Here is a 17978-nt window from a genome sequence, read left to right as displayed (position 1 = left end):
AAATTCACGGTTAAAATAAGCCGGAATTAACTTGAATATGATGCGCCATATGAAATATATCTACACGTTTAGTTTATCGGTGATGAAGGGTGTTTTACTGGTATTAATGTTTTCCATTGGAACAGCGAAAGCACAATTTCCTCCTGTATATACAGACCAGATGATAGCTGCAGCGTCTGTTGATCAGATGAAAAGGGTATACCTTACTCCACAGCGTATTGTCTGGACTTCAGGCGATTCACTGGTTCAGAATGCAGACGAATTGCTCAAAAAAGGTGAAGGACAGGCTTATTTTGGGCGTCAGACGGTGTGCAGGATAACCAACAAAAATGGTTCAGTGTCCGGTTTGATCCTGGATTTTGGGAAGGAGATTCAGGGTGGTGTACGAATTATGACATCACAGAGCAACCGTGTTACACGAAAAGTCAGGTTACGCTTTGGTGAATCCGTCAGTGAAACCTGCAGCGATGTGATCGGAGACGGTACCACTGGAACCGAAGGTGGTGCCACCAATCATCATGCCATGCGGGATTTTGAAATAACGCTTCCCGGGTATGGAAATATTGAAGTCGGGAACACCGGTTTTCGTTTTTTACGGATCGATCTGGCTGAACCGGATGCCATGGTTGCAATTAAAGAAGTTAAGGCCATAGCTGTATACCGCGATATCCCGTATGTGGGATCTTTTAAGAGTAGTGATGATACACTGAATAAAATCTGGGAAACCGGTGCTTATACGGTACATTTGTGTATGCAGGATTATTTGTGGGATGGCATCAAGCGGGACAGAATGGTCTGGGGAGGTGATATGCATCCGGAAGTTATGACCATAAACAGCGTATTTGGGTATAACGAGGTTGTGCCTGAAACGCTCGATTTTCTCAGGGAGCATACTCCGCTGCCGGCTTTTATGAATGGCATACCCTCCTATTCCATGTGGTGGATCATCATGCAACACGACTGGTATATGTACCAGGGTGACCTGGAATATTTATCCGGACAAAAAGATTATCTCACCGCATTGCTGGATCAGTTAACTACTTATGTTGCTGAAAACGGAGAGGAAAATCTGAGAGGCAGGATGTTTCGTTTTCTTGACTGGCCTTCGGTAAGAGATACAGCAGCTATTCATGCAGGAATTCAGGCATTAATGGTTTTAACTTTTGAAAAAGGCAGCTTTTTATGCAGCGAACTGAATGAACCGGACAAAGCAGAAATTTTTCATAGGCTGGCTGAAAAAATGAAACGGGTTACTCCGGATCCGAATAATTCCAACCAGGCAGGTGCTTTGTTGGCAATGGCAGGTATTCTGAATCCTGAAATGGTGGAAAAAGAGATTATAATGCCCAAAGGTGCTGATGGCTATACCTCATTTTTTGGCTACTACATGTTACAGGCTCAGGCCCTGGCAGGTAATTATCAGGATGCACTGAACAATATACGGCAATTCTGGGGTGGAATGCTAAAGTTGGGTGCGACAACTTTTTGGGAGGAATTCAATCTGGAAGAAGCAGAAAATGCAGCTCCGATTGATGACATCGTTCCACAGGATATGCTGGATTATCATTATTCCACCGGTGCAAACTGTTATATTGGTTTGCGGCGAAGCCTTTGTCATGGCTGGTCTGCAGGACCCACTCCATGGCTGAGTGAAAATGTTTTGGGGATTAAGATTCTGGAGCCGGGGTGCAAAAAAATAAAGGTTGAGCCGCATCTGGGTGATCTTCAGTGGGCTGAAGGAACATTTCCTACACCTAAAGGAGTGGTTTACGTTAAACATACCAAAAAGAAAAACGGGAAAATCGTCTCCGAAATTAAAGCTCCGGAAGGCGTTGAGATTGTAGGGCAGTAAAACCCTGTTCTTTTGTTAACAGATAATGCTTATCCCCTTGATAAGAACGAAAAGAACCTTGAAACGGTTGTTTTAAGAAATTTCCCGTTATTGATTGATGTAGGTTCGTATTGTTCATGAACAAAGACTTATAATTGTAATTCGCTAGCGTTAACCGTTGGTATCATATTTAAAAACATGAAGCAAATCATCATCCTTTTTCTGTCGGTCATCATCAGCTCTTCGTTATTCGGACAGACAAACCGGTCATCGTCAAAACAAGAAGAAAAGCTATATCCAACCAGGGAAACTGTATCCAGGTATCATAACAATTGGACCCAAAAGCACTATCCTCAGCGCATCAGCGCATTCATGAAAGATCCGCTGGAAGAGGGAGATATTGTATTTATTGGGAACAGCATCACAGAAAAAGGAAAAGACTGGAGTGATAAATTTGGGATACCTCATATCCGGAATCGTGGTATTTCAGGCGATGTTACCGATGGGGTGCTCAAACGCCTTGACGAAGTCATATATTATAAACCCGAAGCCGTTTTTATCCTTATTGGCATTAACGACCTGTTCAGCATCCATCATGATGCAGATAACAGGCATCAGTTGGTTTACGATAAAATAGTTCCTTCAGATAAATATGTGGCACGCAACATTCTGAGAATTGCGAAGGAAATTCGCCATAAATCACCTGGCACGAAAGTTTTTGTTCAGACACTACTGCCAACACGAAGGGATTACCTGAAAGAGGATATTCTTTTTGTGAATAAATGGATCAAAAAAAATGAGTCGAAAGGTTTTTACAAGGTTATTGATCTGTACAGCCATTTTGTGGATGAAAACGGGGATTTAAAAAAAGAGCTGACCATTGATGGTGTGCATCTGAGTGCATCGGGATATGAAAAATGGGTCAATTTAGAAAAACCATCGATTCAGGAAATTGCAAAAGAGCACAAATGAATCCTGAATACAGGTTCTGTTAGCTTTCCATCTGTGTCAAATTGTGCAAGTCTTATCCCATATTATTTATTGAATCCCATTTTCTTATCCATTAAATTTGTAGTTTGGGAAACCTGAAATCAGAAAAGTAACTGTAATGGAATACAATTCTTATAACTGCTGTCTAATAGTTTAAAGGTTACATTTTTGACTCCGGATAATTGATGTCTTTTTTATTAATGTAGAAAACTAACCACAATGCAAACAAGTTATTTAAATGCGGGAAACCTCAGGTTGAAAACCTTTATATTCCTGACAATTCTGTTTTTCTCAGTTCATACCGGTAATAAAGCATTCGCACAAAAGGATAACAATGTGAGTCCGCGCCAGGTGAGGTCGATGGATGCAGACTGGCTTTTTCATTTAGGCGATGCCGATGGTGCAGAAGATCCAAAGTATAAAGATAAAGACTGGCGCCTGCTTAATGTTCCGCACGACTGGAGCATAGAAGGAGAGGTTAGCCGGGATAATCCGACCGGTCGTGGAGGAGGTTTCTTCCCGGCAGGCATAGGATGGTACCGTAAATATTTTTCTTTGCCGAAAGATATTCAGGGTAAAAAAGTTTTTATTGCGTTTGATGGCGTAATGGCCAATAGTGAGGTGTGGATTAACGGTCATTTACTGGGCAAACGCCCCAATGGCTATGTTAGCTTTAGTTATGAACTCACAAATTATCTCAACTATGGCAAAAAGGATAACGTAATAGCGGTAAAGGCTGACAACTCTGTTCAACCGGCATCCCGCTGGTATACCGGCGCAGGTATTTACCGACACGTTAACCTGGTCATTAAAGATCCGGTGCATATACCACAATGGGGTATTTACATCTCAACGCCTGAAGTAAGTGCTAGAAAAGCCACTGTGAAATTTCAGACCGAAGTCCTGAATAGTTCCGCTTCTGATGCAGATTTAAAGGTAATAACTACCATATTGGATGATGAGGGGAATGCTGTTGGTTCAACCGAAAAAGAACAAGCAGTAAAAGCAGGAGGTAAAGCGGAGGTTATCGCAATGGTAAACATCGATCAGCCTGATCGCTGGGATGTAAACAATCCTGTTTTATACACCGCCAAAACAAAAGTTTACAATGGTGACAAACTGGTGGATGAGGTATCGGATGCATTTGGAATTCGTGAGTTTCATTTTGATGCTGCAAGCGGATTCTGGCTCAATGGAAAAAACCTTAAAATTAAAGGTGTGGCACTTCATGCTGATGGTGGTGCTTTGGGTGCCGCAGTTCCTTTAACAACCTGGAGGCTCAGGTTTGAAACGCTGAAAAAGCTGGGAGTGAATGCCGTTCGTACAGCACATAATCCATTTGCTCCTGAATTTTATGATCTGTGTGATGAAATGGGATTCCTGGTTATGGATGAAACGTTTGATACCTGGAGAGCAGCTAAAAATCATGCGGAAAAAGGATATAATCTGTATTTTAATGACTGGTGGGAAGCCGATACCCGAGACGTTGTGTTGCGCGACAGGAATCATCCGTCAATATTTATATACAGTGTAGGGAATGAAATCCGTGACAACCTGAACAATGAGCAGGGTTTCTCAACCTACAAAAAAATGCAGGATCTGGTACATGAAACAGCTCCCGGAAGTCTGGTGACCATGGCGCTTTTCCGTCCTAATTCGTCGGGTGTATATCAGAACGGGTTTGCTGATATGATGGATATTGTTGGTCAGAACTATCGTGAAAAAGAGCTTGTTCAGGCACATCTGGATAAACCGACACGTAAAGTTCTGGGTACTGAAAACGGACACACCCGGGAAGCCTGGCTGATTCTGAGGGATAACCCGTTTATGTCGGGCCAGTTTTTATGGACCGGTATTGATTATCTTGGCGAAGCAAACTGGCCGGCCATTTCCCATCATTTCGGTTTACTGGATCGTCTGGGGAATGAAACAACACTGGCATATCAGCGTCAGAGCTGGTGGAGTGAAAAGCCGTTTGTGCATCTTGTAAGGTATGCTTACAATGCAGGAAATGGTCCCCTGGTTTCAAACTGGAGTCCGGCAGATGAAGATACATATGACGTGGCAGAAGTGGAGATCTATGCCAATACCAGGGAAGTTGAAATTTTCCTGAACGGTATTTCCAAAGGCGTATATGCTGTTCCGGAGGATGCTGCACCCGTTAAAGCAAAATTTACGTTTGAACCCGGAATCATAAAAGTTGTGGGAAGAAATGATGGAGAGGATGCAGCTGAACATGAAATGCAAACTGCAGGTGAACCCGCAAAAATTAAGCTAACAGCAAGTAGTTCTGATTTGACGGATAAGTTTGATGATGTAGTTTATGTAACCGCTGAAATTGTGGATGAGAACGGCGTCACTTGTCCGAACAGTGATCAGATGCTGGGTTTTTCAGTCACAGGCCCGGGTGTTATTGCTGCCGTGGATAATGCGGACAGAGAAACGCATGTTCCCTTTTATGAGAAGCAGAGAAGAGTCCTTGACGGGCGCTGCGTGGCTATAGTGAAAGCAAATGCGGCATCGGGTCAGATTGAGCTTTCCGTTAAAGCAGATGGTCTGCAGGAGGAAAAGATAAAGCTTAACATCACGGAGTGATCTGAACAGCTAATCCGTGTTATGCGCCTGGTTTTACAGCCCTGCACGCTAAGTGCCGGTTTGAACGGGTGTTTCGATAGAATGAATAAAAAACAGAATGATGAAGAAATTGCTATATGTAATCATATCTTTTTTAGTATTAGGGAATATGCCGGCAGTTGCACAGCGGCACATGGAAACCCTTGATCGTGGAATGGTAGCGGTACCGGCAGGTACAGACTCCGCATTTGTAAGCTGGCGTCTGTTAAATTCAGATCCTGAGGGTGTCAGGTTTAATCTTTACAGGAATGGAACGATGTTGAATAGCCAACCGCTCGAATCAACCGGTTATCTTGACGATAAAAGCATGGCGGATGCAAGATATGAGCTTGAGATTCTGGATCAGAATAACGCAGTAGTGGAAAAGACAAGTTGTAATCTTTGGTCACATCCTTATCTGGAAATTCCGTTACAAACACCGGAACGATATTCTCCAAATGATGCGTCAGTAGGGGATCTGGATGGTGACGGGCAGTATGAACTGGTCATCCATATGACTGGAAGAGGTCATGATAATTCACATCTGGGCTTAACATCGCCACCTGTTTTTCAGGCTTACGAAATGGATGGAACCTTGCTATGGACCATCAATCTTGGTAAGAACATCAGGGAGGGAGCACATTATACACAGTTTATGGTTTACGATCTGGATGGAGACGGTAAAGCTGAAGTTGCCATGAAAACGGCGGATGGAACAACGGACGGAACCGGCAGGGTTATCGGTGATCCGGAAGCAGACTGGGTGGACCGTAATCCGCAAAGCAGAACTTTTGGTAAAATTATTGAAGGACCGGAGTATTTCACCATCTTTGAAGGTACAAGTGGTAAAGAACTGGAAACCACGGACTATGTTCCCGGAAGAGGTAATCTTGGCGGATGGGGTGGTATAGGCGGAAACGGGGGGAATGATTACACTGCTAACAGAGCAGATCGTTTCCTGGCAACAGTAGCTTATCTCGACGGAAAACTTCCCAGCGTGATCATGTGTCGCGGGTATTACGGAAGGTCTGTACTGGCCGCCTGGGACTGGCGGGATGAAAAACTATCGCAACGCTGGGTCTTTGACAGTGCTAAACCGGGGCTGGAGTTATTCAGTGGCCAGGGCAATCATAATATAAATGTTGCCGATGTTGATAACGACGGGAAGGATGAAATAATATATGGTGCTATGGTTGTGGACGATGATGGTTCAGGACTGTTTAGTACGGGATTGCGCCACGGTGATGCCCTGTATGTGGGTGACCTGGATCCAAACAGACCGGGAATGGAAGTTTGGGGACCACACGAAAATGAAGAACCGGTAGAAGGTTATGAAAACGGTTATGGGGAGGCATTATACGATGCTCTGACAGGTGAGATTATATTTGGTAAAGATCCGGGTTGGGACGTTGGCAGAGCTTGTGCAGCCGATATCGATCCCAGATATGAAGGTTATGAGTTCTGGTCGAATGTTGATGGATTGTTTGATGTGAAAGGGAATGTGATCGGACCTAAACCCCGCAGTACAAATTTTGTCATCTGGTGGGATGGCGATTTACTCCGGGAGTTGCTCGATCGTAACCGGATTACCAAATGGAACTGGAATAACGGCCGTGAAGAGATGTTGCTGACTGATCCGGAATGTTATTCCAATAACGGGTCAAAGGCCACACCGGTTCTCAGTGCTGACTTGTTTGGTGACTGGCGTGAAGAGGTGATCTGGCGAACAAGAGATAACCAGAAGATAAGGATATATTCCACACCATATCCAACAGCGTACCGGTATGTCACTTTAATGCAGGATCCGCAATACCGCGTGAGTATAGCATGGCAGAATGTAGGGTATAATCAACCGCCCAATACCGGTTATTATATTGGCGAAACCAAATAAGTAAGCACAAATAAGTTTGTGAGAAGGATACGCGAACATAGGTCAAAACGGCTATTATTTCTTACCGGCATTTTAGCATTCGGTTTTACAGCTTTGAATGCAGAACGTCTTATGGAAAATATAGACCGCGGCGTTGTAGCAGTGCGCACTTCAGCAGATTCGTCTTTTGTCAGCTGGCGTTTACTGAAATCCGATCCGGATAACATTTCTTTTGATGTCTACAGGTCAGACCGTCACAATAACGCAAAAAAACTTAATACTTTACCTGTCAGCCATGTTACTTTTTTTATTGACAGTCAGTGCAACCTGTCTGAATCTTTTACCTATTCCATTGTCAGATCGGGAACAAAACCGTTTGAAGAACAGGGAAGTACATGTATATTGAAAGCAGATACACTTGTTAAGCCATATCTGACCGTTCCACTTCAGATACCTCCTTCAACTTTCATCAGTGGCAGAGAGAATACCTATTCGGCTAATGATGCTTCAGTTGCTGATCTCGATGGTGATGGTGCCAATGAAATTATCCTTAAATGGCAGCCCTCGTTTGTAAGAAATCCACCTCAAAAGGGATTAACCGGTGAGCAGATAATCGATGCTTACAAGTTGGATGGTACCTTGTTATGGCGTATCAATTTAGGCAAAAATATCCGGTCCGGTGCTGCCTATACGCAGTTCCTTGTATATGACTTTGATGGAGATGGCAAAGCCGAGATGATCTGTAAAACTGCAGATGGTACAGTGGACGGCACCGGTAACATCATCGGTAATCCTGATAAGGACTGGCGAACGCTGGACCAGAATTCCCCCATGTATGGAAAAATTGTGGATGGTCCGGAATACCTGACTGTTTTCGATGGAAAAAGCGGACGTGCAGTCGCAACAGAAAATTATATCCCTGATCGGTATCCTCTCGATGGCTGGGGTGGTATAGGTGGAAACGGGAATAATGATCGGGTCGGGAGCAGGGCCGATCGGTTTTCTGCTGGTGTAGCCTACCTGGACGGACATCTGCCGTGCGCAGTTTTTGTGCGTGGGTGGTATGGCCGGACCGCAGTTGCGGCATGGGATTTCAGAAATGGTAAATTAAGCCTGCGATGGTTGTTCGATTCAAATGATGAAGATAATCCGTATTCCGGACAGGGAAACCATTCCGTGAGTGTAGGGGACTTTGATGGTGATGGAAAAGATGAATTTTGTGTCGGTGCCATGACAGTAGATGATGACGGGAAGGGACTCTATACGACAGGGCTCAGACACGGCGATGCACTGCATATATCAGACCTTGATCCGGAAAGACCCGGACAGGAAGTCTTTGGTATCCATGAAAATGAAGGAAAGACAGTAGCTTTGAAAACCCCTGGTGTAGCCATGTTTGATGCTGCTTCAGGAGAAATAATATGGAGCATAGGCCCCGGAGTTGATGTAGGCAGAGGCGTTGCTGCAGACATCGATCCCCGCTATTCCGGATGTGAAAACTGGGGTGGACCGGGTGGATTGCGCGATGTGCATGGTAAAACTATTTCTGAGAAAGCACCACGTTCAACAAACTTTGTTGTCTGGTGGGACGGTGATCTGAGCAGAGAACTGCTGGACGATAATCACATCGATAAATGGGATTGGAAGAATTCATCTACAATCAACCTTCTTACAGCTGATGAATGCCACTCTAACAACGGTACAAAAGCAACCCCGTGTTTGAGTGGAGATATACTGGGTGACTGGCGAGAGGAGGTGATATGGAGAACCGCTGATAGCAGGGAGTTGCATATTTACACAACAACTATGCCGACCAGATACAGGTTTGTATCGCTTATGCAGGATCCACAATACCGCCTGAGCATCGCCTGGCAGAACGTGGCTTATAATCAGCCCCCACATCCGGGATTCTATCTGGGGAGTGGAATGAAACCTGTTGATAAACAATAAAATCCTCCGGTTTCGTTGTTGACAAAACTACCTCCTTTAACAGCAAAGGTTGACTGTCCATGGCAAAGTTGAAGAACCCGCCATACTCTTTTTTTGAAAGGAAGTGGCATCTGATACACATTAGGGTGTAGAAGAATTTTCTTTAAGTTATCTTTTACCAAATAAAACCGGTGTATCTTATTAATTAGTTGAAGGCCCAATATAGTTATGATAAAACGGGTAAATGAAAACGTTAATTCAAATGAATTATCATATGTGTATAAATCCGTATCACATTTTGACATCAGTTTGTAAATTAGCTAAAGTATAGGTTAATTAGTATATTGAATTCCATGTCCATTTCTTGAGGAATTAGTATAGGTAACAATTGCGGTATAACAGGATAACAAAACTATTTAAATGAAGCAGGTTTTACGGGTTCTGATGTTCATATTTATAATTGTTTACGGTTATTGTAAAGGATATTCACAGGACCTGTTTTTTGAAATAGAGAAAGGTAAGGACATCTCACCAAACACATCGATTCACGGTATAGCTAAAGACTCTCTTGGTTACATATGGTTTGGCAGCTGGAGTGGTTTATATCGTTTTGATGGAAATAACTATGACGTTTTCAACCATATTCAGGAGGATTCACTTTCGGTGCCGAATAACAGAATCCGTAATTTAATAACGGATGATAACAAGCAGTTATGGATACTGACCTTTGATAATAAATATGTTAAATACAATTACAGCCTCGATTATTTTATCACCGTTCCGGACAGCCTGGTTCCCAATAATGTTTCGCTGTTGTTAAGCTATACGCCAAATCAACTTAACAGGAATAAAACCATCAACGGTTTCAGGTACTATATTTCCGATAATGTTTTAACAGGTTATGATACTGAATCGAGCACCAGAACTCAGTACCGTTCGGATTTATGGCAACCGGGCGCTTTGGCCGATGATTATATTACCAGCTTTTTCATTGATGATCAGAATTTTATCTGGCTTGGATCACGAAGTGGTACAGTTTATAAGGTAAATACGAACCGAAAACCGTTTAATTTATTTCATTTGGTGAATCCCAATTCTAATCAACCGGTATTAACGTCTGTAAGGGCAATTCTTAAAACTGAACACGAATTATGGTTGGGATCAAATAATGATGGCATATTTATTTACAGAAACGGAAAACCCTATAAAAACCATCCGTTTTTCAGATCGGGTTATGAACCGCTTCAGATCCGGTCGTTACTTAAAGATAAATATGGAAGGATTTGGATTGGCAGTCTAAAGGGAATAAGCTGTTATGATCCCAAAACGCAAAAAAGCACAGAAATTCTGAATAAGTCCCTTTATCCCAATATTCTTGTCAGTTCGGTTTACAGTCTGATTCATTCGCATGACGGGAGTATCTGGGCCGGATTATACAACGGGGTGGTCAGGATAGACCCCGGCAATAACAACCTTCGGTTTTATGAATTTCCAGAGGAAATTGATAATCGCAGTGTCATGAGTGTGCTTGAAGACCGTTCTCATGATTTATGGCTGGGAACAGAAGGATCCGGAATTCTGAAAGTAAGTTTAGACAGCAGCGGAAGCTGTTATGAAATTCAGCACTTAACCAATACCCTGGAAAAGGGGAAGCGATTAACCGGTAATCTGGTTTATGCCATGTATGAGGATCAGCAGGGTGATATCTGGGCCGGAACATCAGAAGCTTTAAACAGGATTAATGCGCAAAGTTTTAAGGTTACTTCGTTTGAAATTAAGGATGGTCTGCAGGATCAGTATATCTCTGCTATTACTGGTGATAAAAAAGGCAACATATGGCTCTCACATAAAAAAGGGATTTCAAAATTTGATCCTGAAAATTCCGGTATTTACAACTATGCCCTGCAGGAAAATAATATGAACTGGGTTTTTCTGGATGGATCCTTTTATAATGACACGTTGAATTCTACAGTTTATTTCGGAGCCAGGGAAGGGTATGTGTCCTTTAATCCTGATCAGATCAGGCAGGATGATTATCAGCCGGTGTTATTGTTTTCAAAACTTTATGTATCCGGAATAGAGGTAAAACCAGGAATGCAAATCAACGGACAGGTTATTTTAAATAAAGTGCTGACCAATACTGATAAAATTGTTTTGAGTAACAATAACAGGAGTTTCTCTATAGCTTTGGTTGGTTTAAACTACCAGAATAAGGAAGGGGATGAAATATTTTATAAACTCCTGAATTTTGATGAGGAATACATGCAGACAAAGCATAATATAATCACATATTCTAAAATGCCTCCGGGAACTTACACGCTGGAAGCATACCTGTCCTCACCCGACGGTGTCAAATCCAAAGTAATTCAGTTGCTGATAAAGGTGAGACCCCCATGGTATGCTACAAGGCTGGCGTTTGTTCTCTATGTACTGGTATTGTTATTATTCATTTATCTGGCCTACCGAATCATTGTATCCCGTGAGCGATTGAAAAGTCAGCTTCTTATTGAAAAGCTAAACCTTGAGAAGCAGGAAGAAGTAAACAAAGAAAAAATTGATTTTTTTACGAACGTTTCGCATGAACTGAAGACACCACTAACATTAATCGTAGATCCGATCAAACAATTGAAAAACAAACATTTGTCTTCGGATAATAAAATGCTGTATCTCGATCTTATAGAACGTAATGTCAACCATTTATCTCATCTGATCAACCAGCTTTTGGATTTCAGAAAATCAGAAACACGAAAAATAAAACCGGATTATACCCTTGAAGATGGGTATAAAATTGTGAAGGAAAGTGTCAGATCATTTGATATGATGGGAAAGAACCGGAAAATCAATCTGGTTTTTAAATCCGGAATAGATGAGCTGAAGGGCTATTATGATAAAGAGAAGCTTGAAAAAATTCTGCTGAATCTCTTATCCAATGCCTTTAAGTATACGCCTGATGGAGGTGAAATAGAGGTGTATTTTGAAAAAGTTAAGGACAGCGATACATATGTAATTACCATCAGAGACAGTGGTGTGGGAATAAAACGTGAGGCGCTGAAAAAAATATTTGAACCGTTTAATAATGAGGGGACAAAACCTTTTTACGGTTATTCCTCAGGGATGGGCTTAACGATTACCAGGAATTATGTGGATATTCTTGGTGGCAGTATTAAAATTGACAGCGATAAAAACAAAGGCACTGTTGTACGTCTGAGTTTTCCGTATCATCATCCGGATAATACGATGGACAACAGAAAGGAACAGGTACAAAGCAATACATCAGAACCAGAGGATATAAACTCAAACGGTCCTTCTGTGCTTATTGTAGAAGATAACCCTGATGTACAATCTTATCTTCAGTCTGAATTGGGAGAAACATATACACTGTGGTATGAAAACAACGGAGAAGCTGGTCTGAATAGTGCACTGCAAAACATTCCGGATTTGATTATCTCTGATGTTATGATGCCTGAAATGGATGGGATTACCATGTGTAAACTTATTAAGCAAAATGTAAAAACCAGTCATATTCCCGTTATACTCTTAACAGCAAGAGGAACTGATGATGATCAGATTATGGGTCTGAAGAGCGGAGCTGACATCTATATTTCCAAGCCTTTTAGTGTTGAGGTACTGAAGGCTCAGATTAAAAGTATCCTGGAAAACAGACAGAAGATTGAGCGAAAGCTGGCAGGAGCTAAATTTATGGGGGAGGTCATAAATCAGAATGTCGATCAGGATAACCAGTTCTTAAATAAAACGATAGATCTGGTAAAGCAGAATATTGAGAACGTCAGTTTTAATGCGGAAGAGCTCTCCGGTTTACTTGAAATAAGTCAGAGGCAACTATATCGCAAACTAAAAGCCGTAACAGGAAGTACGGTACAGGAATTTATCATTCGTGTAAGAATGGAAAAGGCATCAGAATTATTACTGACTTCAGGCCTTACTATATCCGAGATAGCTTACAAGGTTGGTTTTTCTGAGCCTTCCAATTTCTCCAGAACTTTTTCCAGACATTTCGGTAGTAGTCCGACAAAGTACCGGTCCGGAAACCGGTAGGCAACAGTCCCGTTTTTGAATTTATAGAAAATGCTTTTGATCTGCGCTGTGTATGTCAGCCGGATCAGTAACAAATCTGAAGAAAGATGCTCGTTATGACATAACTTTGTCAATTTCTGATACGTGATGGCATAAGGTGATAAATAAAAAGGGACCACACTACAGTACTTTAGCATTAGAATAATATAAAAAATACTATGAATACTATTAAAAAACTGATTTTTGTTGCTGTGAGCCTGATTGTGTTTCTGTTACCGGTTCAGTTGCAGGCACAGCGTAAAATGGAGAAGCTTGGTAGAGGTACGGTTGCAATAAGAAAGAGTGCTTCTTCTGTATTTGTGAGTTGGCGGATACTTGGAACCGAATTCAGCAATGGAACAACATATAACCTCTATCATGATAATACCCTGATTGCATCTGATCTGGCAGTATCCAATTATACGGATAGTAATTCCGGAGGGGGAAAATATGCAGTTGCACCGGTTATAAACGGAGTAGAGCAGGAAAAATCACCTGAAGTAGGAATTCATGGTAACCAGGTTTTTGAAGTTCCGATTGAATATCTGGGCGACTACTTTGTGCACCTGGCCTGGGTTGGAGATCTTGATGGTGATGGTGAATACGAGTTTGTTGTCGACCGGATCCCTAATATTGCAGATGCAACATGTAAGGTTGAAGCTTATGAAAAAGACGGAACCCGACTGTGGCAGGTGAACATGGGACCTTTGAGTCTGAATCGTGATGGAATAGAAGGTGGTGCCGCAGTCATCAGTAATGGCATGTGGGATGGGGTTACCGTATACGATCTCGATATGGATGGTAAAGCCGAAGTCGTTATTAAGTCAGCCAATGGAACCATCTTTGGAGATGGCACAACACTGAATTACTCAAATGATATTCAAAACTTCCTTTCTGTAGTTGATGGATTAACCGGTGCGGAGATATCAAGAGTTGCTCTTCCTGCAGATTACATGTCTGATGGTCCGTTGCAGACACAGTTAAATATTGCATATCTCGATGGTGTTCACCCATCAGTTGTGGTAAAAGCTAAGAACAGAAAAGATAACGGAGCATTTAACCTTCTGGTCAGTGCTTACGATTATAACGGTGAAATTACCCAACGCTGGAAATGGCTGAGGGGGAGTTATAATGCACCGGAATTTCACCAGCAACGTATTGTTGATGTAGATCTGGATGGTAAAGATGAAATATGTGATGGTGGATATGTTCTCGATGATAATGGTACACCATTGTACTCTCTGGGTTATCAGGGGATAGTACATGGCGACCGTTTTCATATTGGAGATTTTGATCCGGACAGACCGGGTCTGGAGGGCTATGGAATACAACAGGATAATGCCAGTGGTCTGGCATGGTACTACTATGATGCCAGTGATGGTACCTTGTTACAAACACAGTACCGGGCATCCATAGGTGATTATGCCCGCGGTAATGTGGCAGACCTTGATCCGAATCATACCGGTTTTGAAATGTGGACGTTCACCGATGGTATTTATAATGTCCAGGACGGGAGAATAACCAGTGTGATTACCGGATCGTATCCTAACCTGCGTCTCTGGTGGGATGGCGATTTGCAAAGTGAAATGCTGGATGGGGTGAAATTTCTGAACTGGAATTACAGCGGTAATTATGAAGAGAGAATTCTGACTGCAAGTGACTGGGGTGCAACTTATACCTGGCGTAATGTCCCGGTATTATATGGTGATATCATGGGAGACTGGCGTGAAGAAGTTGTATATGAAAAATCTGATCATAGGGCGCTTCAGATTTTTAATACGACGGATCCGACAAGTGAGCGGATATATACTCTGGCACATAACCCGGAGTACAGGCTTTGTATGGCCACCAAAGGGTATTATCAGTCTGCACAGCTGGATTACTACCTCGGGTATGATATGACAACACCACCCATACCGGCAATGCAACGGGTAAAGGCTGTTTGGGCAGGTTTAGCCTCACAGGAATGGAATCAGACCGATAATAACTGGGATGTTAATAATGTTCAGTCAACTTATGAAGCAAATGATTCTGTTCTGTTCGGCATTGAAGGAACCGGGCATACGAATGTGACTTTAAATGATGTCATTGAACCGGCCATAACCTACGTCATTTCACCTGTGGACTATCTGTTTTCAGGAACGGGTGAGTTATCAGGTAACGGAGATCTGATTAAATCAGGTTACAGCACGCTGACTTTAGGAGTTAAAGGAACTTATACCGGAAGAACAAGTGTGGAACAGGGAACACTTGTTGTTAATGATGATCTTACTGAAAGCAAAGTAAGTGTGCTGGGAGGAGCCACTCTTGCCGGAACAGGCACAATATTTAAACCGGCTTCATTTGAAAAACGGTCGGTCATAGCTCCGGGAATGCCAGGTGAGGCTGGCACATTAAGTTTTAAAGATGATCTGGTTCTCACTCAGGGAATGATCTGTGCATTCGATCTGACCGATGATTCCACAGGTCTCGTAAAACCGGGTGACAAGTTAATATGCGACAGTGATGTTGTGATAAATAAAATCACATTCAGGATCAATAGTCTGGATGATGAAATAAAGTCTGGTGTGTATCCTTTAATTGCTTATGATGGTGCAGTTAACGGATCATTATCTGATGTTACGATAGAAGGTCTGTTTGGCCGTAAATTTGTGCTGCTGGATACCTTAAACGCCGTGGCATTAAAAATATTCGGAACCCGTGATCCTTCGACCATTGTTTGGGATGGTTCGGATTACAGCTGGGATCTTCAGAATAATGAAAACTGGTTGCTTAAAGGCAATAAAACACAGTTTGTTGCCGGAGACAGTGTTGTATTCGATGAGACCGGTAAAGCACAAACTGCAGTCATCCTGAACGGAAGTTTGCCTGTAGGACAGCTCACAGTAAATGGTCCGGTGAATTACAGGATTCTTGGTAGTGGCGTTTTAGGTGGTGAAGGAGATGTTGTGGTAAATGAGCAAAGTACGCTGCAGCTTTATGGATCATCCAATACATATTCGGGAAAAACCATCATCAATGGGGGCACACTTTATACTGAAAGTTTTGATGTGGCAGGCAAACCCAGTGCTGTTGGAGCGAACTCATCGGTAGCACCTGAAGCATTTGTATTGAACAATGCAGTGCTTAATTACAGATCCGCTAAAAACAATTATACCGATAAAGGGATGATGATCAGCGGACAATCGGATACAATAATCATAAGCCAGGGTAATTCCACCTTGTCTGTTAGCGGATATTTAAAAGGAAGTGGTGGACTTGTTAAGAAGGGTGCCGGTACATTGTATCTTATGGATAACAGTAACAGCTATACCGGCGGTACCGTTATTGAAGAAGGCGCTATTCAGCTTAATGATCCGGGAAGTGGACAGAATGTCAGAGCACTTGGTACCGGATTAATTACCTTTAAAGGCGGTACGTTAAAAATGGGCAATACCCGCGATTATACCGATTTTAATTCAAATATTTTTGTCCCTGAAGGTTCTGAAGGTACGATTGAGGCAGATATGAGGTGTAATTACGGTGGAAAACTGACTGGTGCAGGGATATTGAATCTTATTCTGCCCGGAGATATCGATCGGACGATATTCAGGGGAGACTGGTCTGACTTTCAGGGGACAGTCCATGTTGAGGGTGTATCACCATTACGGTTAAGCGGAAGTGCAGGGTATGGTAATATGACTTTCGATCTGGCATCGGGTATGACAATGTATTTCAGTACAGGAACCAGCAGTGGAGATAATACTGCCCAGACAGTATATGTTGGTGGTGTAACAGGACCGGCGGATTCCTATCTGAGAAGCGAAAACTGGTTTATCGGAGCCAACAATGAAGACTGTACCTTTGATGGTCAGATTCAGGGAAATTCGCTAACTAAAGTGGGCTCTGGTATGTTGATCCTTACGAACAATAATACATACGGTGGAGGTACAACGGTTAGCTCAGGTACCCTGTTTGCAAATAATGCAACAGGCAGTGCTACGGGAACCGGAACCGTAAGAGTGAATACGGGTGGAACACTTGACGGTGTTGGTATTATAAACGGTAGTGTTGTGGTTAATAACGGAGGTGTTCTCTCGCCGGGATGGAAGTACGGTACATTTACGGTCAATAATAACGTAACCCTGAATGCCGGTGCTACACTTTTAGTTGATGTAAACACCAGTGGAAATACTTGCGATAAGATCCGGACGAATGGTAAAACGGTGAGCCTTGGTGGTACGCTTCAAATGAATAAGCTTACTTCTGATGACTACCAGGAAGGCGACAGCTTTGAACTTTTTGCCAATTCAAATGTAACAGGGGCCTTTGATGCTATTGAACCGGCTAATCCGGGTCCTGGTCTGGCATGGGATACTTCACTGCTGAATGAACAGGGTATTATTAAAGTGATGAAATCTACTTCCATTCAGGGAGTGAGCAAAGATCAGATCAGGCTTTTTCCTAATCCGGTAAAGTATATGCTTACCATTGATATTGCAGGCGAAGTAAATCCTGATCTTATTACGGTTAAATCGCTGTCCGGAAAGGTTTTACACAACTCAGTGCCTTCGGGTAAAAAAGAGCTGGATATGTCTGCATTAGCACCGGGTATCTATATTGTGGAAATAAAAACTGCTGATCGTGTAGTTACGTATAAGGTTTGTAAAGAATAGTCCTATTTAATAATAT

The 17978-nt window shown here is 42.5% G+C and carries 7 protein-coding genes; all 7 read left to right on the top strand.

Annotation, left to right across the window (positions count from 1 at the left end; genetic code table 11):
- Positions 1 to 49: 49 nt before the first annotated feature.
- The 7 genes from ACE1EF_RS14050 (at position 50) to ACE1EF_RS14020 (ending at position 17962) form a co-directional block, all read left to right on the top strand.
- On the top strand, positions 50 to 1852 hold the full coding sequence (locus ACE1EF_RS14050; protein WP_375721313.1) for an alpha-L-rhamnosidase-related protein: 1803 nt from the start codon (positions 50 to 52) through the stop codon (positions 1850 to 1852).
- Positions 1853 to 2029: 177 nt separating this feature from the next.
- On the top strand, positions 2030 to 2803 hold the full coding sequence (locus tag ACE1EF_RS14045) for a GDSL-type esterase/lipase family protein (RefSeq protein ID WP_375721312.1): 774 nt from the start codon (positions 2030 to 2032) through the stop codon (positions 2801 to 2803).
- Between the two features lie 237 nt (positions 2804 to 3040).
- Complete coding sequence (locus tag ACE1EF_RS14040) at positions 3041 to 5416, top strand: glycoside hydrolase family 2 TIM barrel-domain containing protein (RefSeq protein ID WP_375721311.1); 2376 nt, start codon at positions 3041 to 3043, stop codon at positions 5414 to 5416.
- A gap of 97 nt (positions 5417 to 5513) precedes the next feature.
- Positions 5514 to 7325, top strand: a complete 1812-nt coding sequence (locus ACE1EF_RS14035; RefSeq protein WP_375721310.1) for a rhamnogalacturonan lyase — start codon at positions 5514 to 5516, stop codon at positions 7323 to 7325.
- An 18-nt stretch (positions 7326 to 7343) separates the two neighbouring features.
- Entirely contained in the window at positions 7344 to 9254 is a 1911-nt protein-coding gene (locus ACE1EF_RS14030; protein WP_375721309.1) for a rhamnogalacturonan lyase, read from the top strand.
- A gap of 399 nt (positions 9255 to 9653) precedes the next feature.
- Positions 9654 to 13289 (top strand): hybrid sensor histidine kinase/response regulator, encoded by a 3636-nt coding sequence (locus ACE1EF_RS14025; protein WP_375721308.1) that lies wholly within the window; start codon positions 9654 to 9656, stop codon positions 13287 to 13289.
- 197 nt (positions 13290 to 13486) lie between these two features.
- Positions 13487 to 17962 carry a rhamnogalacturonan lyase family protein gene (locus ACE1EF_RS14020; RefSeq protein WP_375721307.1) on the top strand — a complete coding sequence of 1492 codons (4476 nt, stop codon included), beginning with the start codon at positions 13487 to 13489 and terminating at the stop codon, positions 17960 to 17962.
- Positions 17963 to 17978 lie beyond the last annotated feature (16 nt).

It is taken from the genome of Quyinboa sediminis (assembly GCF_042219855.1).
In the GTDB taxonomy this organism is placed as follows: Bacteria; Bacteroidota; Bacteroidia; order Bacteroidales; family UBA5342; genus JBHJHP01.
Note: the sequence above shows the minus strand (reverse complement) of the source record. Positions and strands in the feature narration are given on the sequence as shown.